Below are 21,435 nucleotides of genomic sequence, written 5' to 3' on the forward strand. Positions count from 1 at the left end.
ACATCCTGAATCATGTATTGGCACAAGGCCGCGAAAAGGCCTGGCCTGAAAACTCATCGTCGGGGGTCAAACGCCTCACGCAAGGCATCCCCGATAAACACCAGCAGTGACAGGATCACCGCCAGCGCAAAGAACGCGGTAAAGCCCAGCCACGGCGCCTCCAGGTGCTGCTTGCCCTGGGTCACCAGCTCGCCCAGCGAGGCGCTGCCCGCTGGCATGCCAAAGCCCAGAAAGTCCAGCGCGGTCAGTGTGGTGATCGCCCCGGTCAGCATGAACGGCACATAGGTCAGCGTGGCATTCATGGCATTGGGCAAGATATGCCGCACCATTACCTGACTGTCCGGTAATCCCAACGCCCGCGCTGCCTTTACATACTCCAGGTTGCGCCCACGCAGGAACTCGGCGCGCACGACGTCGACCAGGGTCAGCCAGGAGAACAGCGCCATGATCCCCAGCAGCCACCAGAAATCCGGTTCGACAAAACCGCTGAGGATGATCAACAGATACAACACTGGCAACCCCGACCATACCTCCAGCAAGCGCTGGCCGAACAGGTCGACCCAGCCGCCGTGGTAGCCTTGCAGGGCGCCCGCCGCCACGCCAATGAGCACACTGACCACGGTCAGGGCAAAGGCGAACAGCAGCGATACCCGCGTGCCATAAAGCACCCGCGCCAGCACGTCACGGCCTTGGTCGTCGGTGCCTAGCCAGTTGCTGGCACTGGGCGGGCTGGGGGTGGGCACCTGCAGGTCGTAATTAGGTGTGTCGGCACTGAACGGGATAGGTGCGAACAGCATCCAGCCACCCTGTTCCGCGATCAGTTGGCGCACATAGGCGCTGCGGTAGTCGGGCTGAAACGGCAGTTGCCCGCCGAACTGCTGCTCGGTATAGCGTTTGAGCGCCGGCACGTACACATTGCCCTTGTAGCCCAGCAGCAGTGGCTTGTCGTTGGCCACCAGTTCGGCGCAAAGGCTCAGCAGCAGAAGGCCGGCAAACAACCACAGCGACACCCAGCCCAGGCGGTGGCGGCGAAAACGTTGCAGGCGACGGCGCGACAGGGGCGATAGCATCAGTGCGCCCTCGTATCGAAGTCGATGCGCGGGTCGAGCAGGGTGTAAGAGAGGTCACCGAGCAGGCGAATCAGCAGGCCCGCCAGGGTGAAGATGAACAGCGTACCGAACACCACCGGGTAGTCCCGCGACACCGCGGCCTCATAGCTCATGCGGCCCAGGCCATCGAGCGAGAAGATCACCTCGATCAGCAACGAGCCGGCAAAAAACACCGTGATCAGCGCCTGTGGCAGCCCGGCCACCACCAGCAGCATGGCGTTGCGCAACACGTGGCCATACAGCACGCGGCGTTCGCTGAGGCCCTTGGCCCGGGCAGTGACCACGTATTGGCGGGAAACCTCGTCGAGGAAGGCATTCTTGGTCAACAGCGTGAGGGTGGCGAACCCACCGATCACCAGGGCCGCGACCGGCAGCACCAGGTGCCAGAAGTAGTCGGCGACCTTGCCCAGCAGGCTGAGCTCGTCGAAATTGTCCGAGACCAGGCCGCGCACCGGGAACCAGTTGAGCGAAGTGCCGCCGGCAAACAGGACGATCAGCAGCAATGCGAACAGGAACGAAGGCAGGGCGTAACCGATCACGATCAACGCGCTGCTCCAGGCATCGAAGCGGCTGCCGTGGCGCATCGCCTTGCGGATACCCAGCGGAATCGACACCAGGTAGGTGATCAGCGTGGCCCAGAAGCCCAGCGAGAGGGTGACCGGCAACTTGTCGAGAATCAGGTCGGTGACTTTGGCGCCGCGGAAGAAGCTGTTGCCAAAGTCCAGCCGGGCATACTGGCCGAGCATCAACCAAAGCCGCTCGGGGGCGGATTTGTCGAAGCCATACTGGCGCTTGATCTCTTCGATCAGTTTCGGGTCCAGGCCGCGTGTGGCCCGGGATTCGCCATGGACCACTTCAGTTCGCGCGCCGGGGGCGCCGCCACCGATGCCCTGCAGGCGCGCCACGGCTTGCTCCACCGGCCCACCCGGCGCGGCCTGGACGATGGCGAAATTGACCAGCAGGATTGCCAGCAGCGTCGGGATGATCAGCAACAGACGGCGCAGGATATAAGCGGTCATGGCGAGGCCTTCCGGCGTTCGGCCATCTGCGCGTTGGTCAGCGGGGTAGGGCTGACCTCCCACCAGGTGTCCAGGCCCTCGTCATAGGTGGCCTGGACCTTGGGCAGGCCGAAGCGGTTCCACCAGGCGGTGGAGCTGCCTGGCGGGTAGTAGTTGGGGATCCAGTAATAATTCCATTGCAGCACGCGGTCCAGGGCATGGGCGTGGCGCAGCATGTCGGCCTGGGTGTCGGCGCGGACCAGGCCGTCGATCAGGTGGTCTACGGCCGGGTCCTGCAAAACCATCAGGTTGTTCGAGCCGGGGTCGTGAGCGGCCGCCGAGCCAAAGTAGTTGTACAACTCGGCGCCCGGCGACAGGGTGACCGGGTAGCCGGTGACGATCATGTCGTAATCGCGCGCCATCAGCCGGTTGACGTACTGGGCCGAGTCGACGTTGCGGATGTTCAGGGTCACGCCGATCTGGGCCAGGTTGCGCTTCCACGGCAGCAGCAGGCGTTCAAGGCCCGCCTGGCCATTGAGGAACGTGAACGCCAGCGGCGTGCCCTGGCTATTGACCAGGCGGTCGCCTTCGGGGTGCCAGCCGGCTTGTTCGAGCAGGGCCAGGGCCTGCAACTGCTGTTTACGGACGATCCCCGAGCCGTCGGTGACCGGGGCAGTGAACACCGTGGTGAACACTTCATCTGGCACCTGGCCGCGCAAGGGGGCGAGCAGCTTCAACTCACCCGCATCCGGCAACTGGCGAGCGGCCAACGGCGTATTGGAGAACACGCTTTGCTGGCGGATGTACAGGTTGCGCATCATCTGCCGGTTGCTCCACTCGAAGTCCCATAACATACCCAGCGCCTGCCGCACACGGCGGTCCTTGAACTGCGGCTGGTCGAGGTTGAACACAAAACCCTGAGCCACCTGCGGTTTGGCCGGGCCCAGGTGGGCGCGCTGCAGGCGGCCGTCGTCCAGTTGCGCACCGTTGTAGCCCAAGGTGTAGGCCGTGGCGGAGAACTCGCGGTTGTAGTCGTAGCCACCGCCTTTGAGTACCTGGCGCGCCACTTCGGTGTCGCCGAAGTACTCGATGCGCAGCTTGTCGAAATTGTAGCGGCCACGGCTGGCCGGCAGGTCACGCGCCCACCATGTCGGGTCGCGTTCGAAGGTGATGCTGCGGCCGTTGTCGATGCGCCCGATGCGGTATGGCCCGCTGCCAACCGGCTTGTCGAAGCCGGCACCGTTGGCAAAATCGCGCTGCTGCCAGTCGTGCTCGGGCATTACCGGCAGGCTGGCGAGGTCCAGCGCCAAGGTGCGGCCGTGCTCGGGCTTCAAGTCGAATCGCACGCTGTGCAGGCTTTCTACGGTCACGCCGGCCACGTCGGCGAACTGGGTCCGGTACTTCAGGCTGCCCTTGCTCATCAGCAGTTCGAAGGTGAAACGCACGTCTTCGGCGCGCACCGGCCTGCCATCGGCGAAGGTGGCGCGTGGGTCGATGTCGAAACGCAGCCACTCATCATTGGGGCCGCGCTCCATGCGCCGGGCGATCAGGCCGTAAACGGTATAGGGTTCATCGTAAGAGCGTACCGCCAGTGGCGCGTACAACAGACCATCGACTTCGCTGACACCGATGCCTTTGTCGATGTAGGGGAGGATATGGTCGAACTGGCCGATCTCGATGGCCGAACGGCGCAAGATGCCGCCCTTGGGGGCGTCGGGGTTTACATAGTCGAAATGCCGGAAGCTGGCGGCGTAGCGGGGGGCTTCGCCGTAGACCGTGAGGGCGTGGGTGGGAGCGGCCTGGACCGTAAAGCCCATGCACGAAAATACAAGCCCCCACAATACTTGTGGGAGCGGCTTTACCCGCGAATGCGTCGGAGCAGGCAACGAGGTTGTCTGGTCTGGCCTCTTCGCGGGTAAACCCGCTCCCACAGGGGGGCTGATCACCGGGAGGGGTGAATCAGTCCTGGCGGCTGGTCACTTCCAGCAGGTGGTAGCCGAACTGGGTCTTCACCGGGCCTTGCACAGTGTTGACTGGGGCGCTGAAGACCACGGTGTCGAATTCCTTGACCATCTGGCCTGGGCCGAACGAGCCCAGGTCACCGCCCTGACGGCTGGACGGGCAGGTGGAGTTGGCTTTGGCGATTTCAGCGAAGTCGGCGCCTGCTTCGATCTGGGCTTTGAGTTCGTTGCACTTGTCTTCGCTGCTGACCAGAATGTGGCGGGCGGTTGCACGGGCCATGGGTACTGCTCCTTGGGGGTAAAAAGGCAAGCCTAGCGCACTTGTCCGGGGTATGTCTCGCCAGGCTTACAACCTTCGGCCTACAGTTTTTGTGCCGCCTCACGCAACAGGGTTTCGGTGGAGGCCCAGCCCAGGCAGCCGTCGGTAATCGACACACCGTATTTCAGTGTGCCCTTGCCCAGCGCCTGGCAGCCATCGAACAAGTGCCCTTCGATCATGACGCCGACCAACGAACGGTCGCCGGCCAGGCGCTGTTCCAGCACATCATTGAAGACCGCTGGCTGGCGCGCCGGGTCCTTGCCGCTGTTGGCGTGGCTGCAATCGACCATGATCCGTGCCTGCAGACCGGCCTTGGCCAACGCCTGGCGGGCCATGGCGATGCTGTTGGCATCGTGGTTCGGGCCTTTGTGGCCGCCACGCAGTACAAGGTGTGTGTCCGGGTTGCCCAAGGTCTCGATGATCGCCGGGTGGCCCTGTGCATCCATACCGAAGTGGCGGTGTGGGTGGGCCGCGCTGCGCATGGCGTCGCTGGCGATGGCGATGCCGCCGTCCGTACCGTTCTTGAATCCGACCGGCAGTTCCAGGCCACTGACCATTTCGCGGTGGATTTGCGATTCGGTGGTGCGTGCGCCGATCGCGGCCCAGGCCAACAGGTCGTCGAAGTAGCCGGCGGCCATCGGTTGCAGCAACTCGGTAGCAATTGGCAGGCCGCGTTCGATCATGTTCAGCATCAGCCCGCGGGACAAGGCGATACCCGAGTGCATGTCGTCACTGCCATCGAGGTGCGGGTCGTAGGCCAGGCCTTTCCAGCCTACTGTAGTACGCGGTTTTTCGACGTAGGCGCGCATCACCAGCAGCAGCTTGTCGTTGACTTCGCGGCCAAGGGCGGCCAGGCGGTCGGCGTATTCCAGGGCCGAGCGCGGGTCATGAATCGAGCAGGGGCCGACGATGACCAGCAGGCGCGGGTCGCGGCCTTCGAGGATGTTGCGGATGGCCTGGCGATGGGCCTGGACTTGCTGGGCCAGTTCGCTGGGCAGTGGCATCTGTTGCTTGAGCAGGTGCGGGCTGGGCAGGCGTTTGCTGACAGTGGTGTTGGCCGCTTGCGGCTGGGTCAGGGGCAGGGCGAGGCTGGAAGCGTGCATGGCGTTTTTCCCTGGGCGGACAGCGGGTTCAAGCCCGCATGGTCGGCCCTATCGAGGTGTTCGACAGATCGTTGAATTCGTATTGGCTGCTGCATTGCCACCTGTAGAAGACCGATCGGAGGCGGCAGGCTGGCCCGAACGGGATTGGCTAAATCGCCAGGCGGAGGTGTTTGCGTAGTAATAAGTGGCGTAGTTCATGAATCTGTCCTCAAGGTGAATCGGTGTTGGTCAAAGGCCTGAAAAGCAAAACCCCCGGTCGGGAAGCCGACCGGGGGTTTGAGTATTCTCATGTTCGGCGGCCCCTCGAAGGTGGGCGCCGGGTGGGTATCGGCGCCTAGTGGCTAAACCAATACCCAAAGTAATAGCTGGCAGGTGCCACGCAGCCGGCAACGGCCAGCACAGGGCGCAGGCTGCGACCGGTGTGGTTGGCGGGGTTGCGGGTGTGTTTCGGCATGTTGCTCTCCAGTGAATGAGCCCGAGCTTACTTCAGTTCGTGCGGGCCATTCAATGGATAAATGCTATAGGGCCGATCATTTATTTTTGTACTGACTGGTTCAATGGCCGTAGCGCCCGACCAGACTCTGCGCCCCCAGGGCGTGGCCTTGCAGCAGTTGCAGCAGGCCGCTGCGGTCCAGCCCCTCGGGCAAGGTACCCAAGGGCAGGTCGGTGGCAATCAGGGTCAGGGCGTAATGATGGGGGTTGTCGCCGGCGGGTGGACAGGGGCCGCGGTAGCTCTGGGTGCCACGGGAGTTGCGGCCCACTGTCACGTAGGGCCCGCTCAACCCCGCCATGCCTTCCTTGAGCCCATCCTGTTCGGGATCGATGTTGTAGGCCACCCAGTGCACCACACCCACGCCCTTGCCACCGTCCGGGTCGAACATGATCAGGGCCAGTGATCGCGTACCTGCGGGCAGGTTGTCCCAGCTCAGTTGCGGGGTTCGCTCTTCACCGGCCCCACATGCTGGGTCCTGGCCGACCTGTTGCAGGGCAATGACGCCGCCATCGGTGAAAGACGAGGAACTGACCGACATCGCGCCTTGGCCGCCCGCGGCGGCTAACGCTGTGCAGGGCAGCAACGCAGCGAACAGCCAGTGTCTGAGGTGCATGGTCAATCCTTGGCAGGGCGTCAAGGGCTTAGTCTAGTCCAGGTCTGCCTCAGCGGCTGTCCTGGTCCTCGGCAGTGCCTCCGCTGGCTCCGGCACCAGAGCCGGTGGCTTCGCCGGTGCTGTTGGAGCCGCCAGAGGCACCGTCGGCGGCATCGGCGTTGCTGCCGGTGTCACTGCTGTCGTTACCTTTGCTGCTACCGGGGCTGTTGACGCTGCTGCCTTCACCGGCAGTCTTGCCGCCGGACTGGTCAGTTTGCGGATGGCTGTCGGTATGGGTGTCGGTGGCGGCGAAGGCAGCGCCGGTGAGGCTGGTCAGGGCCAGCGCCAGGCACAGGGACAGCGGGCGAATGCGGATCATGGGACTTCTCCTTTGTGCAAGATCTGTCATTCGTTTGGCTGGCAGCGGCTGGCCGGGTGCCTTCTGGGCGACGAGTGGCAATCAACAAGATTCCGAGCGCTGTGCGGGTGCCGGGGTTTCGACCGGCTCCAGCGGCGGATGCTCCTGCGCCGCATGCATCAGGTCTTCGGTCACCCGCAACTCGGCACCGGTTGGCGAGAAGGTGGTCGAAGCGGTGAACGGCGCCGGGTGCTCTGCCGCCGGGCGCTTGCCGCGGCGCCACATGAAGAAGCACACCATGGCCAGGTTGACCACGGCAAACGCCCAGAACAGCCCAGCCTCGCCAAACTCGGTCATCATCGGCGAAATGGCCACCGGTGCCATGGCCGAGCCCAGCGAGTTGATCAGCAGCAGGCCCTGGATCATCGGCACCAGCGCATCGGACGGCGCGCGGTCGGCCGCATGGCTGACCGCCACCGGGTACAGGGTGAACACGCCACCACCCAGCAGGAACAGCATGGCCGGCAGCAGGAACGAGTCCGATGGCAGGAACACCGTGACAAGCGACAGGACAACGCACAACGCGGCCAGCGCGAGCAGCACATCGAGGCGATCCTTGCGGTCGGACCAGCGCCCGACCGGGTATTGCAGCAGCATCGCGCCAAGAATCACCCAGGCCATCATGTTGCCGACCTCACCCACCTCCAAGCCGATGCGCTGAAGGTACAGTGGCAGCAGCGCATAGATGCCGGCAATCGCTACGCCCGAACCGAAGCAGCCGACCAGGCCCGACGGTGCCACGCCCAGCAACTGGCGGGGTTTGAGGGGTTCGACCTGGTCCAGCAGCGGCGAAACCCGCGGCAGGATCACGATCGGCAACACCGACAGGGCGGCCAGCACGCCGGCCAGCATGAACGGGGCGGTATCGCCTAGCTGGGTGATTTCGCCAAGGCCGGCCTGGGCGATTACCCCGGCGCCGTAGAAGGCGATCATGTACAGCGCCAGTAGGCGGCCGCGGATTTTCGCGTCGCCGGCCAGCAGCAGCCAGCTTTCGATCACCAGGAACACGCCCACTGCGGCCCAGCCGTTGATCAGGCGTAGCACCGACCACCAGGTGACCTCGTAGAACAACCCTTGCAGCAGGATGGTCACGGCGATCAGCGAGGCGAAGCTGGTGTAGGCGCGGATGTGGCCGATGCGCAGGATCAGCCGGTCGTTGAAGATGGCGCCGAGGGTCAGGCCGATGAAGTAGGTCGACGAGACGATACCAATGGTGGTTGCAGACTCACCGGCGGCGCCCAGGCGCAGGGTGGTCAGGGAAGACATGAAGCCGTTGCCCAGGGCAATGATGAACAGCCCGAGCAGGGGCGCCAGCGCCATGGCCAGCAAACGCGGAGACATACGTACCTCTAGTTGGATGAGCGGAATGAGCACCTTCTCGGCGCGCACACCGGCTCGACCCGGCAAGGGGCGAGTGGCGACACGGATGCGACCTGGGCAAGACTCAACCGCTGGGCGTTATGGGAGATGGGCCGGGCGGGGAGGGTTGAGCCTACTTCACATGTGCGTTCATGTGTTCAGGCGCTGACTCTGTCATTGCTACTGGTTGCCACCGTTCAAGGCGACGGGCGAAAAGGAAGCGGGATTCTACGGGCTTGGACGCTTTTGCCCAAGGGGCCTGGGCGTGCGACGAGACGCCGCAGTCTCAGCGCGACATGAACATGTCTTCCACAGACATTTTCGATGGCGGCGCCTGCGTGCGGTGAGATCGGCCCGGTACTCTCACTGAGTGCGGCATAATGCTGAACCCCATCAAGGAAGGCCCCCCATGTTCGCGTCGCTGTTCGCAGTCCTGGCCCCGGTTTTCATCGTCGCCGGCATTGGTTTTGCCTGGGCCCGCAAGGGCCTGGATTACCCCACTGATTTCATCGCCCGGGTGGTGATGACCGTCGGCACACCTTCGCTGGTACTGTCCACCCTCAGTCGTACCGACCTGGACCCGAATGCCTTTACCAGCATGGCCGTGGCCTGCTTGCTGTGCACCTTGGGGATGGCCTTGGCCGCTTTGCTGGTGTGTCGCGCGTCGGGCATGCACTGGCGGGTACTGCTGCCGGCATTCATGTTCCCCAACACCGGCAACATGGGCCTGCCGATCAGTCTGTATGCCTTCGGTGAGCATGGCCTGGCCCTGGCCGTGGCATTTTTCCTGACCCTGTCGATCGTGCAGTTCACCATCGGCATGGCCATCTCCGGCACGGCGGCTTCGCTCAAGGCGTTGCTGCGCAACCCTATCATCATCAGCCTGGTCGGCGGCATGCCCATCATTTTTCTCGATTTCGAACTGCCGCGTTGGCTGGCCAATACCGCAGACCTGCTGGGCGGCATGACCATTCCGCTCATGCTGCTGACCCTGGGGGTGTCACTGGCCAGCATTCGCCTGCGTCACGTGGGCAGCGGCATGCTGCTGGGCGGTTTGCGCATTGGCCTGGGGGCTGCGGTGGGCTGGGCAGTGGGCGCGGTACTGGGTATGGACAGCCTGGAGCGTGCGGTGCTGATGGTGCAGTCGGCGATGCCGGTAGCCGTGTTCAACTACCTGATGGCGGTGCGGGCCAACCGTGAGCCAGAGCAGGTGGCGAACCTGGTGATGTGTTCTACGGTGCTGTCGTTTGCCTGGTTGCCGGTGGTGCTGGCTTGGTGGATGTAAGCGATAGGCAACGACAGCAATTTCCGTTGAGTCAATGCGCAAGGCTCACAAGGCCTTGGCCAAAAACGCGGCCGTGCGGCTGTCGGTACATGCCGCCACCACCTGCGGCGTGCCACTGACCACCACCTTGCCCCCGGCATCGCCAGCCCCCGGCCCGATATCGATCACCCAGTCGCTCTGTGCCACCACTCGCATGTCATGTTCGACCACCACCACGCTATGCCCGCTTTCTACCAGGCGGTTCAGCTGTACCAGCAGCCGGTCGATGTCCTGCGGGTGCAAGCCGTTGGTGGGCTCATCCAGCACATACAGGGTCGCCCCACGGGCCATGCGCTGCAGTTCGGTCGCCAGCTTGATCCGCTGCGCTTCACCACCGGACAGCTCGGTGGCCGGTTGGCCCAGACGCAAGTAGCCCAGGCCGATATCCTGCAGCACCTGCAGGCAACGGCGGGCAGGCGGTTGCTCGGCAAAAACCTGCAGGGCCTGGTCGACGGTCAACTGCAGCACTTGCGCGATGTTCATGCCTTGCCAGCTCACCGCCAGGGTTTCGGGGTTGTAGCGGGCACCCTGGCAGGTCGGGCAGGGCGCGTACACGCTGGGCATGAACAGCAGCTCGACGCTGACGAAACCCTCTCCCTCGCAGTTGGCGCACCGGCCCTTGGCAACGTTGAACGAAAAGCGCCCGGCGTCGAAGCCCTGTGCCTTGGCCTGCTCGGTAGCCGCGAAGCATTTGCGCACGTGGTCGAACAGGCCTGTGTAGGTGGCCAGGTTGGAGCGCGGCGTGCGGCCGATCGGCTTCTGGTCAACTTGCACCAGCCGCTTGATGCTGCCAAGCCCGGCGCTTACGTGGCCGCTGCTGGTCTGTTCAGGTTCGTCTTCCAGGCTTTGCGCTTCGGGCTCGCTAGGTTGCTCGGCATGGCCCAGGTGTGCCCCCACCAGTTCCAGCAGGGCCTGGCTGACCAGGCTGGATTTGCCCGAGCCGGAAATACCGGTAACGGCGGTAAAGCAGCCCAACGGAAATGCGGCGCTCAGGTTATCGAGGTTATTGCGCGTGATGCCTTCAAGCTTCAGCCAGTCGCGTGCTTGGCGGGGGGCGCGTGTGGCCTGTACCGGGGCATCGAACAGGTAGGTGCGGGTGCATGACTGTTGCACCTCGGCTAGGCCGGCGGGCGGCCCGCTGTAGAGGATGGTGCCGCCGTGTTCGCCGGCAGCTGGCCCTACATCCACCAGCCAGTCGGCGCGGCGCATGGTGTCCAGGTCGTGCTCCACCACATACACCGAGTTGCCAGCCTGTTTCAGGCGCTGCAGGGCTTCGAACAGCGCTTCACTGTCGGCCGGGTGCAAGCCGGCCGACGGCTCGTCGAGTACGTAAACCACCCCAAACAGCTGCGAATTCAGCTGGGTGGCCAGGCGCAGGCGTTGCAGTTCACCAGAAGACAAGGTCGGGGTGCTGCGCTCCAGGGCCAGGTAACCGAGGCCGAGGTCAAGCAGCGTATCAATGCGTTCGAGCAGTTCTTTGGCGATACGTTGGGCCGCCAGGCGTTTTTCCAGTGTCAGCTCGTCCTGCTGCCGGGTCAGGTAGTCGGCTGCCGCCACCTTGCGGAACACCTCAGCCAGCGCCTGCAACGACAGGTGCGACAGTTCGGCGATGTCCAGCCCGGCGAAGGTCACGGCCAGCGCTTCGCGCTTCAGGCGTTTGCCTTGGCACAGCGGGCAGGGGCTGGGGCGCATGTACTGGGCCACACGCTTGCGCATCTGCGCGCTCTGCGAGTGCATGAAGGTATGCAGCACGTAACGGCGGGCACCCATGAACGTGCCTTGATAGCTGGGCTCCAGCTTGCGCTTGAGCGCTTCGCGGGTCTGCGCCGGGGTCAGGCCGGCATACACGGGGGCGGTGGGCGTCTCTTCAGTGAACAAGATCCAGTCGCGCTGCGCCTGAGGCAGGTCGCGCCAAGGGATATCGACGTCATAGCCCAGCGTGACCAGGATGTCGCGCAGGTTTTGCCCTTGCCACGCCATTGGCCACGCCGCCACCGCACGCTCACGAATGGTCAGCGACGGGTCGGGAACCATGGTCGCTTCGGTCACCTCGTAGACACGGCCCAGGCCATGGCACTGCGGGCAAGCGCCCTGGGGCGTGTTCGGAGAAAAGTCTTCGGCGTACAGCATCGCTTGCCCGGCCGGGTAATGGCCTGCGCGGGAGTAAAGCATGCGGATCGAACTGGACAAGGTGGTCACGCTACCCACCGAGGAACGTGCACTCGGTGTGCCGCGTTGCTGCTGCAGGGCCACCGCCGGCGGTAGCCCGTCGATGGCATCGACATCCGGCACGCCAACCTGGTCGATCAGGCGCCGGGCATAGGGCGCCACCGATTCGAAATAACGCCGCTGGGCTTCGGCATACAGCGTGGAGAACGCCAACGAAGACTTGCCCGAGCCAGACACGCCGGTGAACACCACCAAGGCATCGCGGGGAATATCGACATCGATGTTCTTCAGGTTGTGCTCGCGGGCGCCACGGACGCGGATGAAACCGCTTGGGGTGGTCGGGCTTGGAGGCATGAAGCAGTCCTTGTCTGATGCTGAGCAGTGCGCTCAAGTTAACAGCAATTGCAGCGCCCTTGCGTGGGCAGCAGTCAAGGAATCTACCCGATGGAGCCGGTGGGGTGGCAGGGCGCCGGCTGTCTTCGCCTTACCTGACGTCCGTCTCAAGGCTTTTATTGCAGCCCCTAGCGGGTGCCCAGCACATCGCGGATGTTGTCCACCACATTGTTGTCCTTGATCACGTCACTCAACCAGCCTTCCAGCGGCATGTTGCCCCACTTGATAGCGCGTTCGATCAGGTAGGGTACCGGGCTTTGCGGTTCGCTCTGTTTGAAGTACTGGGCGATGCCCGCAAGCATGGTGAATGCCTCGTCGCGGGTCAGCGGGGTGGTGCGCAGGGCTGCAGGCGCGGTCGTCGGGGGCGTGGCATTCATCGGCTCACCTGCTTCGTGGAGGTTGGCGCCCGTGGCCTGTGGCTGTGCTTCCTCCGGGATGGCGGGGTGAAGCTCTACGCCGCGGTCCTTGAGCAGTTTTTCCGCCAGCTGGCTGGCACGCGATAGCATGTCGGCAAGGCTGGCAAAGCTGGGCGCCTCGTGGCCGAACAGGCGGTCGGCGCTGGCCTGCAGGCGTTTGCATGCATTCAGGCTGGTAGCGATCTGCTGGGCCTTGGCGCGCAGGTAATCGGTGTCGGTAAGCGCTACCGAGCGCTGGAAGATCTCGGCGTTGATCTTGCCTTCGTTCAGCGCTGTCTGCATTGCCTTGGGGTTTTGCAAGGCGAGGTTTTCTACATGGCGTGACTCGTCATAGCGCAACACGCCAAAATGCTGCCCTTGGATAATGGGCAAGCCACCGGCAATGTCGGTGAGCGTGGTCTTCAACCAGGACAGTCGCGCCGCGCGCTCGTCCAGGCCGTCTTCGAGGGTGGGATACAGCGTTTCCCAGAACGCAACCAGGAGCTGTTCGGTCAACTCGAGGCCAAAGGTGATGCCTTCGAAGTGTTCACGTTGGGCCAGCCCCTCGCAGAGCCAGGCCACCAGCATCAGGTCTTTGCTTTGCTGCGCAAGCCCTTGAGCCGACAGGTTGATCACCTGCTCCCAGTCGGCAGTCTTCAAGTCGGTTTGCCAGTCGCCCTGGGTCAGGTAGTCAGGGTCCGCCCGGCGTGCCTCCTTGATCTGGTCGAACAAGGCAGAGAAGCTCAAGTCTTCACCACTGCCACCCTCGATAGGGGCGACCAGTGTGGCCAGCGAGAGGTCATTGAGAATTTCAGGCATAGAACACTCTGGACATGGCTAATGAACAGCGCGCCGGAAAACCCGGCGCGCTGCGGAACACAGGCCGCCGAAGCGGCCCATGGTTCGGTACGTGCTTAGGCAAACACTTTGTTCGCGGTGCGGTCCCAGCCACCTACGATGTTGCCGCCGGCCTGGCCGTCGGTGCGGTTCTGCTGGGTGTAGGTGGTTTTGATGCGGGCAAAGTTGAAGCTGATTTCTTCAACGGGCAGGTCGCTGACCGCCTTGTCTTCACCACTCTGGTTGCCACCGGCGACAAACCTGACCGAAGAGACCACCACTTCTTCCATGTCGATGGTCAGGTAGGTGACCTTGTCGCCACCGGCGCGGTTCACGTTCAGCTTCAGCTTGGCGATGTGCTTGCCGGTGCAGCAGTGTTCGAACAGTTTGGCCGATGCCTTGTCGACTGCCTTGCGGATCTTGAAGTCGCTCAGGGCAACGCGCTCGGAGGACGCACCGCCCGAAGAGCTGGCGGTTGCCGACGTAGCCTGGGTGGCGCCGTACTCGTAGCCCAGCACTTCGATCCAGTCCTTGTGTTTTTCATCCAGTACTTCGCCTGGGATGCCGTCGATTTGGATATACGCGTCAAATGCCATTGTGAAACTCTCCATTAACAACATGTAAAGGGTTGCTCATGCGCCCCTTGGTTTTGACCTCGCCGGGCGTGCCGGCAGAGGTAGCTTGCCGCCGCCCGGGCCTCATCCTGTGAGGCCCCAGCGACCGGTTATTGCGGCGTGGCTCAGTTAAGCCCACGCACTTCGATTTCCACCCGGCGGTTGGGCTCCAGGCACTTGATCAACTGCGTTCGCGGTTGTTGCATGTCGCAGTTGACCAATGGCTTGCGGCTGCCTTCGCCCTGCGCGACCACCAGCTCGCCAGGTACGCCCTTGCCAACCAGATAGGTGCGGATGGTTTGCGCCCGTTGTTTCGAAACCTGCAGGTTGCCCTGGCTGTCACCCAGTTGGTCGGCGTGCCCCGAGATGATGATCTTGCCGATATTCGGGGTGTTCAGCAGCTTGCTGGCAATTGCGCTCAGCTGATGCTGGCCTTCGTTTTTCAGGCTCTGGAAATCGGCGCGGCCGAAGGCGAACAGGGTGTCGGATTCCAGCGTGATGGTCTCGATCGCACGCAGTGACTGGGCCCGCAGGCTGTCGATGTAGTTGCGCGAACTGGACATCAGGAAGGCGTTGTCGAGGATGCGCGGTACATCTGGCTCACGGATCTGGTCGCTATAGAACGTGATCTGGCGGCTGGCATACAGGTAGTCCTGGTTGCCACCGGCCTCGCTGCCAGCGGCGGCCATGCTCTTGCCGGTATGGCGGGCGATGGCCGGGTACCAGTAGTCCGGCAGGTGCGCCTTGAGAAACGCCGGGTCGGCATGCTCGCGCTGGCCCGGAGAAAGCATCACGTAAGTGTCCAGGGCAGCCTTTCCGAAATTGGCGATCGACTGGGCGCGGTTGTCATGGGGCAGCGCCTCGGCCTCTACGCTGTCAATGCCGCTCACTGGCTGCAGCTCACGGGTGTTGCGCTGGTAGACCTTGAGCGTGGTCAGCAGGTACAGGGTGCGGGTCAGATTATCGGCCGTGGGCTTTAGCATCACGTTCTGCAACATGGCGAAGTAGCGGTTGCGCAGCAGCGGCTCGACCTCATGGCCCTGGTACAGGCCCAGGCGCATGCTGAGGGGCACGCCCTTTGCGTGGTGTTGCTCATGGTAGTGAGCAGCCCAGAAGCGCAAGCGGTCGAGGCTTCGCCAGGCGGTGTACTGGCCGCTGGCCGCCTGGTCGTCGGCCTTGGCCTGGGCCAGTTCGTCGGCAATGCTGGCCAGGGTGGCGCGGTTGTTCAGGTACGACCAGCCCCACAGGCTGCACAGCACCAGTGCCGCCAGGCCGGCAGCGCCCACCCACCCGGCCTTGCGCCGGCGTTCACGGTGGTTGCTGGTGTACAGCGCCACCAAATGCTGGTCGGGAATGATCACTTTGCGGAACAGGCTGTTGATGAACAGCGGCGCCGGCTGGCTGCCAGCAGTGCCCGTTCCTTCTGCGTGTTCGAGCGCGAAGCGTTCGGCCACATGCTGGCCGTGGCAGCCCCACTGAGCCTCGTCGGCCTGCAGCGCCGCGGTAAAATAGAAACCGCGCAGCATTTCGGCATTCTGGTAAGGGTTGGCACGCAGCAGGCTGTCGACGAACTGATGCAGGCGCGGCTTGAGCGCGGCCAGCTCCAGCGGGAAGCGGTAGGCGGCGTTGTTCTGCCGAGTGACTTGTATGTCCTGCTGCACCAGCTGCTGGCTCGCCATCTGCCCCCAGTAACGGGTCAGCTCGTCCATCGCATTGCTGAAGCGCTGGCCCCAGTCGGCTTGCTCGTACCCCTTGTGAGAGAAGGTTTTACCCATCACTTCACCACGCGCGGCGTCGTCCAGCTGGCGATAGAACGCGGTGAAACCAGGGATCAGGTCGCACTTGGTGAAAACCAGGTAGATTGGCAGGCGCACTTCAAGCAGCGCGCAGCTTTCCTGAATGCGTTCGCGCAGGCGCTTGGCCACGCGCTCCTGGTCTTCGACCGAGCCATGCAGGATATCGGCGATGCTGACGCTGACGATCAAGCCGTTAAGGGGGCGGCGCTGGCGATGCTGGCGCAGCAGTTGCAAAAAGCCGCGCCACTTGCCGGCTTCCTCGGGGCTGTTCATGTAGCGCCCGGCAGTGTCCAGCAGTACCGCTTCAGAACTGAAGAACCAGTCGCAGTTGCGCGTGCCGCCCAGGCCCGCGACCCGCACGCCTTCGCGCTCGGCATAGGGGAAGTTCAGGCCCGACTGCAGGATCATCGTGCTCTTGCCGGCGGCAGGCTGGCCAATGACCAGGTACCAGGGCAGGGCATACAGTGCATCCTTGTTCGAGGTACCGCGCGGCTTGTTGCTGTGCAGGCGCTCGATGCCCTGCAGCAGGCGCTCGCGCAACAGGCTGACTTCTTCCCGGTCGGCCGGGGCTGCACTGAGTACAGCCTGGTCGGCGTCGTCGCGCAGCAGGCCTTCAAGGTTGTGGTGCTGACCCACTCCGCGGTACAGCAGCAGTACATAGCCCGCCGACAGCAGCAGAAACACGCCGATCCCGGCCAGCAGGCTGTGCAGCGAGGCGAAGCCGAAGGCTCGGCCGATGGCCCAGACCAGGAAAATCGCCAGGAAGAACGCCACGCCCAGCAGGTAGGGTTGGTAGCGCAGGCAGTAGTACTTGAGCTTGTTCATACAGGCGTCGCATCCAGTGCATCGACGAACTGGTCGATGACATGTTCAAGGGGGCGGTCGTAATCGTGCAGCCGTGGCACCGTTGTCAGCGGGCTGAGCAACTCCAGGTGCTGGCGCGGGTCGGCACAGCCACTGAGCAGGCGGTAGGCACAGCTGGCGTGGCGCGCCGGGAAGCAGTACAGCTGCGGGTGCATGAAGTCGTCGGCCAACAGGCTCACTGCCGGCAGCGCTCGGTGTTCGCTCATGCGGGCCAGCCAGGTCAGCCACAGGTCGGCAGTGGGGTTTTTAAGGCCACGTTCGGCCGGCAACGGCAATTCGATGCCGCCTGCAAAGTCGCCCAGCAGCGAGGCACGGCCGAGCTGCAGGTGGGCGAGGGCAGTGGCACTGTCGAAACCTGGCCAGGACCCATGAAGGGCACGGGCCACATCCGTGAAGCTGAAATCATGCAGGAACTTGGCGTGCACCCGGCGGAACAGGTCCAGGTCCTGGCCCTGCAGCGGGCGCAAGGCCTTGATCCGTTCGAACAGGCGGGCGCAGTCGGCGCCTTGCACGGCCTGGTGCAGCATCGGCTTGATCTGCGCGCTGAACAGCTCGCCAAGCGTGAACGGGTTGACCAGCCCAGTACTGTCATCGCCCTTGAGCAGCTGGAAGATGAAGAACGGGTAGCGCCGCTGGCTGGCATCGCGCGAGCTGAGCAGGCCACCCAGTAGCCAGTTGCCGTTGCGTGCGCGGTAGGTGAAAAAACACATCGGCAGCGCGTCGAACAACGCCTGCCAGTCATCGCGGTAGCGCATGGCTGCCAGCGATGACTGCAACCAGGCGTCGAACTCGCAGACTTCTTCCGCCGCCCCATGCAGGCTGACGAAATCTGCGCTCGACGGCAGCTTGCCGAAGCAACCGATCATTGCGCGCCCCTGCTGTTGAGGGCGCTCAGGGCCTTGACGTCACCCAGATCGGTCAGCTTGACCCCACCGAAGTTGCGCACGACAAGGCTTACGCGGCCGCTGGCGGTGTTCCAGCTGAAGCGTTGCTGAATGCCGTCCAGGTCGTCGACCCGAGCGCTCTCGTTCATGCGCAGCAGGCCCCACCGCCCTGGGAAATCGAACACGGTGACCCGTGTGCCGCTCAGGGTGACGACGTCCAGGCGCGCGCCCGGCGCGGTGCTGGTGCCCGGCCAGGCGAAGCGGTTCCAGCTGCTGCGGCCGTTGCGGTAGTGCTGCTCCTGGCCATCGAGGGTGAAGACGATGTCGGTGAAGTTGGCTGAAGGTTCCAGCATGATTTCGAAGCCGTTGTCACGGTCCGACAGGCTGGCGATCACCTGGCCCACGGAGCTGGCCTTGTCGATGCTGTTGAGCATGCCAGGGTTGACCAGCGCCGGCCCCTTGCCATCGCCCACGCCCAGACCTTCACCACCGGCCAGGTTGCCGATTTCGTTGCGCTTGAAGGCCGGCAGCAGGCCGCTGTCGGGATCCACGAACCGTTGCAGGTCTTTCACCGAAGCCTCGTTGCGGCTGCTGCCGGCAATCGGGTAACGGTGTGCCATGACCTGCTCCCAGGGCTTGGCGATCTGCTGCGCCCAGGCCTTGGCGATCTGCTCGCCGGCTGGGTCGCGCAGGGTCGCCCAGGCATACTGGATGGGCAGGCTGAACAGCCCCTGCAGCGAGCGCGACAGGCCATCCTGGCTGGTGTCGACGCTGCTTTCCACGTAGTTGCGCACGGTGGTGATTTCGCTCGGCTGGCCTTCCAGGGTCTCGCTGATCAACTGTTTGCTGCTCTTGCCCACATCCTGCGAACGCTGGATGTTGTTCATGCGCACCTTGAGTTTGCGCAAGGCGGCCAGGTAGCGGTCCATGATGGTGCTGTCGGCACCTTCGGCGTTGTTTTCAGCGAACACCCGCGCCACCGGCTCGAAGCGCTTGGCCAGGCTGCCGTCGTCCACCGCCGGCAGGGCCGGGGCGACGTTGGCAGGCAGGGTGTCGTTGGCGTCGAACAGACCGGTGACCTTGCTCCAGAAGCCGTCATCGCGGCTGGTGCCGGCGGCCGGGATGGCTTGCTTGACCGGCAGGTCCCACTGGGTATTGTCGTTGACCGCCTGCAGCAGGTTCTTCACTGGCGAGTTCTGTACGTCGCTCAATAGCCCCAGTTCCCGGGTCGCCGAGGCCAGGTCGGCGAAGTGGCGCACGCCAACGCTGCTGACCATCTTGTACCAGGCCTGGGTGTAGTCGCGCTTGTAGCGGGTCATGAACTCGCGCACGAAGTTGGCCTTCTGCACGATGGCATCGCCGCCTTCGCCGTCCAGCACCCAGTCCGACTCGTTGCGCAGGTTGCCCGACACCAGCTTGATCAGCTCGGGCTTGACGAAGGTGTCCCAGCCCTGGCGGGTGTAGATCGCCGGCACACCCGCGGTTCCGTACAGCAGCGCGCGGCCTGGTTGCGGGACCAGGTCGTTGAGGCTCAGCGCCGGGAACTGCCGGCTCGACTCGAGCTGCAGGCGCAGGTACTCGCGATCGACCAGCGAGCTGGAGATCATGAACGACTTGAGGTTCTGCCGGGTTTCGTTGATCAGCTGTTCGTTGCGCGGCAACGACGGCGCCTGCCCCTGTTCCAGCAACTGCACGTACAGCGGGGCATTTTCCGCGATCACGCCAGCGTCGGCCGGGGTGCCTTCGGCGGCGGCGCTGGCCCACGCCTGGGGCAGGCTGGCAGCGACGAAGGCCGGGTCTGGATGGGCCTGGGGCTCGGTCAGCAACAGGTACAGCTTGAGGGTGTTGTAGGCCTCGATGATCGAGGCCACCTGCTGCTCGTCCAGGCGCCCGAGCATTTCTTCGGACAGTGACAGCCCACCGGTGGCGGCGGACAGCTCGGCGCCATCGCTGGCAGTGGCCAGGTTGACCTTGGCGGCATAGGCGCCAGCGCGGGTGTTGCCCAGCGCGGCCTGGGCCCTGGCCGCAATGGCAGGGGCCAGCGGCTTGCCATTGCGCTTCTTCGGCTGCGGGGCCGGGGTGAATTCCAGCTCCTGATTGATACCGTTGGCGAAGGTGTTGAACGCCCGCATCTGCACCTGCAGGCTGCGTGCGATCGGTTCCAGCGCCTGGCTGCGCAGCTGCGCCAGGTAGGCGCTGCGGGTCACCTGGTGAATCGCCTCGCCCTGGTACAGGCCGCCACCCAACTGCAAGGGCACTCCCTGCAGGCGATGGGCCTCGACGTTGGCCATCTGTTCACGCAGCACTTCCAGGCCCTTGCCTGCGGCCAGCTGCTGCTCGCGGTCTGCTGCCTGTTCGATGTGCGCCAGCTGCCCGCGCAGGCTGTCCAGCCACTGGCGGTTATTGGCGAACGACAGCGCTTGCCAACCGATGAACAGCAACCCGGTGGCGGCGGCCAGGCCCAGTAGCAGCGGGCTGAACGCAGCCTGGCGGCCCAGGCGCGACTGGTAAAGGATCAGGTCGCGGTCGGGGAAGATCACCTGGCGGAAGGTGTCGGTGATGAAGTAGCTGCGGTTGCCCAGGGCCTTGCCGACGTGCCCGGCCTGTTCATCGTAGGCGGCCTGCAGGGCGAATTCGTCGGCGATGACGTCTTCATAGACCTGCCCCAGTTGCTGCCCGTTCTGCAGTGCACTGGTGAAGTACAGGCCACGTAGCAGCAGCGGGGCACCGCCGCGATGGCCGCGGGTGAAGTGGTCGAGGAATTGCTCGAGCACACCGCTGAGGGCGGCGAAGTACTGCGGGAAATTCAGCAGGGTGCTGTCGGCTTCGGCACCGAGGGCGATCATCTGCGCGTCGACGTGCTGGCGAATATGAGCCTGCAGCCTCTTCAGGCGCGTCTGCAGCACGGCGTGCAGGCCGTTGGTGCGGATTTCCGAAAGGCCAAAGGTCATGCCCAGCGGCTGCTGGCGTTCGTGCAGGTCGAGGCCGTCGAAAGCCTGGCTGAAGCCCGGCAACTGGTCGGTCTTGCTCAGCATCAGGTAAACCGGCGGGTTGGCATCGAGGCATTCGGCGTATTCTTCCACCCGGGCCACCAGCTGGGCCGCCAGGGCATTGCGCTCATCGCTGTTGGCCGCCAGCAGTTCGGGCAGGCTGACCACCAGGACCAGGCCATTGATCGCCGCTTTGCCGCGCTGCTTACGCAGCATGCGCAGAAAGGCCGAGAACTCGCTGGCCGACTGGTCGTCGCGCAGGTAGCGCCCGGCGGTGTCGATCATCACGGCGTCGGGGCTGAAGTACCAGTCGCAGTGCTGGGTACCGCTTTCGCTGTCGTTGGCCGTAGCGATGCTGGCCGACAGGCCGGAATGGGTCAGCAGCGAGGTCTTGCCGGCCGCCGACATGCCGACCACCAGGTACCAGGGCAGGTCGGACAGCGCCGCCTTGCCGCCGCCACCCGCGGAGCGGTCGGTGCGCAGCATGGCGATGGCGTGCTTCAGGCGCTCACGCAGCACCTGCTGGTCACGGAACTCGCCAGTGGCATTCCACGAGCGGTCGACCTCGATCTGCAGCAGGTTCTCCAGGTTGTGTTCGGCGCGAATGCGCTGGTATTGGCGCAGCACGATTACCAGCAGGAAGCAGGCACTGATGATTGCCAGCGCTTCAGGCACATGATGACGCAGCCACGGCACCAGCGGCGCGGCCAGCCAGCAAATCAACAGGCTAGCCAGCCACAGCAATGGCAGCAGCACCCAGAAACTTTTCAACAGACGCAGTAATGTTTTCATGTCTTCCTGACTCGGCTACCGGGCA

At 64.1% G+C, this 21,435-nt stretch carries 15 protein-coding genes; 1 reads left to right on the top strand and 14 read right to left on the bottom strand.

Annotated features, from left to right (window positions below; genetic code table 11):
* Positions 1–53: 53 nt before the first annotated feature.
* The 8 genes from AA098_RS13195 to AA098_RS13230 all read right to left on the bottom strand — a co-directional run bounded on the left by AA098_RS13195 (position 54) and on the right by AA098_RS13230 (position 8,334).
* A complete protein-coding gene (locus tag AA098_RS13195) occupies positions 54–1,070 on the bottom strand; it encodes an ABC transporter permease (RefSeq protein ID WP_019751708.1) in 1,017 nt (338 codons plus the stop codon).
* Positions 1,070–2,128: a microcin C ABC transporter permease YejB gene (locus tag AA098_RS13200; RefSeq protein ID WP_003248306.1), complete on the bottom strand. Its 1,059-nt coding sequence runs from the start codon at positions 2,126–2,128 to the stop codon at positions 1,070–1,072. Before AA098_RS13200 ends, AA098_RS13195 begins: the two co-directional genes overlap by 1 nt.
* A complete protein-coding gene (locus tag AA098_RS13205) occupies positions 2,125–3,924 on the bottom strand; it encodes an extracellular solute-binding protein (RefSeq protein WP_064614354.1) in 1,800 nt (599 codons plus the stop codon). Before AA098_RS13205 ends, AA098_RS13200 begins: the two co-directional genes overlap by 4 nt.
* A 142-nt stretch (positions 3,925–4,066) precedes the next feature.
* Entirely contained in the window at positions 4,067–4,348 is a 282-nt protein-coding gene (locus AA098_RS13210) for a peptidylprolyl isomerase (RefSeq protein WP_003248318.1), read from the bottom strand.
* An 80-nt stretch (positions 4,349–4,428) separates the two neighbouring features.
* Positions 4,429–5,490 carry a 3-deoxy-7-phosphoheptulonate synthase gene (locus AA098_RS13215; protein ID WP_003248320.1) on the bottom strand — a complete coding sequence of 354 codons (1,062 nt, stop codon included), beginning with the start codon at positions 5,488–5,490 and terminating at the stop codon, positions 4,429–4,431.
* Between the two features lie 554 nt (positions 5,491–6,044).
* Positions 6,045–6,596: a YbhB/YbcL family Raf kinase inhibitor-like protein gene (locus AA098_RS13220; RefSeq protein ID WP_003248323.1), complete on the bottom strand. Its 552-nt coding sequence runs from the start codon at positions 6,594–6,596 to the stop codon at positions 6,045–6,047.
* A gap of 49 nt (positions 6,597–6,645) precedes the next feature.
* A complete protein-coding gene (locus tag AA098_RS13225) occupies positions 6,646–6,954 on the bottom strand; it encodes a hypothetical protein (RefSeq protein ID WP_003248325.1) in 309 nt (102 codons plus the stop codon).
* Between the two features lie 81 nt (positions 6,955–7,035).
* A complete protein-coding gene (locus AA098_RS13230; RefSeq protein ID WP_003248327.1) occupies positions 7,036–8,334 on the bottom strand; it encodes an MFS transporter in 1,299 nt (432 codons plus the stop codon).
* Positions 8,335–8,761: 427 nt separating this feature from the next.
* Between AA098_RS13230 and AA098_RS13235 the strand changes: the two genes are divergently transcribed.
* The gene (locus AA098_RS13235) at positions 8,762–9,637 is read left to right on the top strand and encodes an AEC family transporter (protein ID WP_060537984.1); all 876 of its coding nucleotides are present in this window, start codon (positions 8,762–8,764) and stop codon (positions 9,635–9,637) included.
* A gap of 45 nt (positions 9,638–9,682) precedes the next feature.
* Here the strand turns inward: AA098_RS13235 and AA098_RS13240 are convergent, their stop codons facing one another.
* The 6 genes from AA098_RS13240 to AA098_RS13265 form a co-directional block, all read right to left on the bottom strand.
* Complete coding sequence (locus tag AA098_RS13240; RefSeq protein ID WP_064614356.1) at positions 9,683–12,199, bottom strand: excinuclease ABC subunit UvrA; 2,517 nt, start codon at positions 12,197–12,199, stop codon at positions 9,683–9,685.
* Positions 12,200–12,366: 167 nt separating this feature from the next.
* On the bottom strand, positions 12,367–13,452 hold the full coding sequence (tssA, locus tag AA098_RS13245; RefSeq protein WP_004576643.1) for a type VI secretion system protein TssA: 1,086 nt from the start codon (positions 13,450–13,452) through the stop codon (positions 12,367–12,369).
* 95 nt (positions 13,453–13,547) lie between these two features.
* Positions 13,548–14,066: a type VI secretion system tube protein Hcp gene (locus tag AA098_RS13250; protein WP_003248334.1), complete on the bottom strand. Its 519-nt coding sequence runs from the start codon at positions 14,064–14,066 to the stop codon at positions 13,548–13,550.
* Positions 14,067–14,209: 143 nt separating this feature from the next.
* Positions 14,210–16,705, bottom strand: a complete 2,496-nt coding sequence (gene tssM, locus AA098_RS13255; protein ID WP_064614358.1) for a type VI secretion system membrane subunit TssM — start codon at positions 16,703–16,705, stop codon at positions 14,210–14,212.
* Positions 16,702–17,610, bottom strand: a complete 909-nt coding sequence (gene tagF, locus AA098_RS13260) for a type VI secretion system-associated protein TagF (RefSeq protein WP_003248338.1) — start codon at positions 17,608–17,610, stop codon at positions 16,702–16,704. Before tagF ends, tssM begins: the two co-directional genes overlap by 4 nt.
* On the bottom strand, positions 17,607–21,410 hold the full coding sequence (locus AA098_RS13265; RefSeq protein WP_064614360.1) for a type VI secretion protein IcmF/TssM N-terminal domain-containing protein: 3,804 nt from the start codon (positions 21,408–21,410) through the stop codon (positions 17,607–17,609). The genes tagF and AA098_RS13265 overlap by 4 nt, the downstream gene beginning before the upstream one ends.
* Positions 21,411–21,435 lie beyond the last annotated feature (25 nt).

This window comes from Pseudomonas sp. JY-Q (assembly GCF_001655295.1).
In the GTDB taxonomy this organism is placed as follows: domain Bacteria; phylum Pseudomonadota; class Gammaproteobacteria; order Pseudomonadales; family Pseudomonadaceae; genus Aquipseudomonas; species Aquipseudomonas alloputida.

Bases quoted from the DNA above. Each gene is read 5' to 3' on its own strand.
- AA098_RS13195 (WP_019751708.1), bottom strand. From the start codon at position 1,070: ATGCTATCGCCCCTGTCGCGCCGTCGCCTGCAACGTTTTCGCCGCCAC.
- AA098_RS13200 (WP_003248306.1), bottom strand. From the start codon at position 2,128: ATGACCGCTTATATCCTGCGCCGTCTGTTGCTGATCATCCCGACGCTG.
- AA098_RS13205 (WP_064614354.1), bottom strand. From the start codon at position 3,924: ATGGGCTTTACGGTCCAGGCCGCTCCCACCCACGCCCTCACGGTCTAC.
- AA098_RS13210 (WP_003248318.1), bottom strand. From the start codon at position 4,348: ATGGCCCGTGCAACCGCCCGCCACATTCTGGTCAGCAGCGAAGACAAG.
- AA098_RS13215 (WP_003248320.1), bottom strand. From the start codon at position 5,490: ATGCACGCTTCCAGCCTCGCCCTGCCCCTGACCCAGCCGCAAGCGGCC.
- AA098_RS13220 (WP_003248323.1), bottom strand. From the start codon at position 6,596: ATGCACCTCAGACACTGGCTGTTCGCTGCGTTGCTGCCCTGCACAGCG.
- AA098_RS13225 (WP_003248325.1), bottom strand. From the start codon at position 6,954: ATGATCCGCATTCGCCCGCTGTCCCTGTGCCTGGCGCTGGCCCTGACC.
- AA098_RS13230 (WP_003248327.1), bottom strand. From the start codon at position 8,334: ATGTCTCCGCGTTTGCTGGCCATGGCGCTGGCGCCCCTGCTCGGGCTG.
- AA098_RS13235 (WP_060537984.1), top strand. From the start codon at position 8,762: ATGTTCGCGTCGCTGTTCGCAGTCCTGGCCCCGGTTTTCATCGTCGCC.
- AA098_RS13240 (WP_064614356.1), bottom strand. From the start codon at position 12,199: ATGCCTCCAAGCCCGACCACCCCAAGCGGTTTCATCCGCGTCCGTGGC.
- tssA (WP_004576643.1), bottom strand. From the start codon at position 13,452: ATGCCTGAAATTCTCAATGACCTCTCGCTGGCCACACTGGTCGCCCCT.
- AA098_RS13250 (WP_003248334.1), bottom strand. From the start codon at position 14,066: ATGGCATTTGACGCGTATATCCAAATCGACGGCATCCCAGGCGAAGTA.
- tssM (WP_064614358.1), bottom strand. From the start codon at position 16,705: ATGAACAAGCTCAAGTACTACTGCCTGCGCTACCAACCCTACCTGCTG.
- tagF (WP_003248338.1), bottom strand. From the start codon at position 17,610: ATGATCGGTTGCTTCGGCAAGCTGCCGTCGAGCGCAGATTTCGTCAGC.
- AA098_RS13265 (WP_064614360.1), bottom strand. From the start codon at position 21,410: ATGAAAACATTACTGCGTCTGTTGAAAAGTTTCTGGGTGCTGCTGCCA.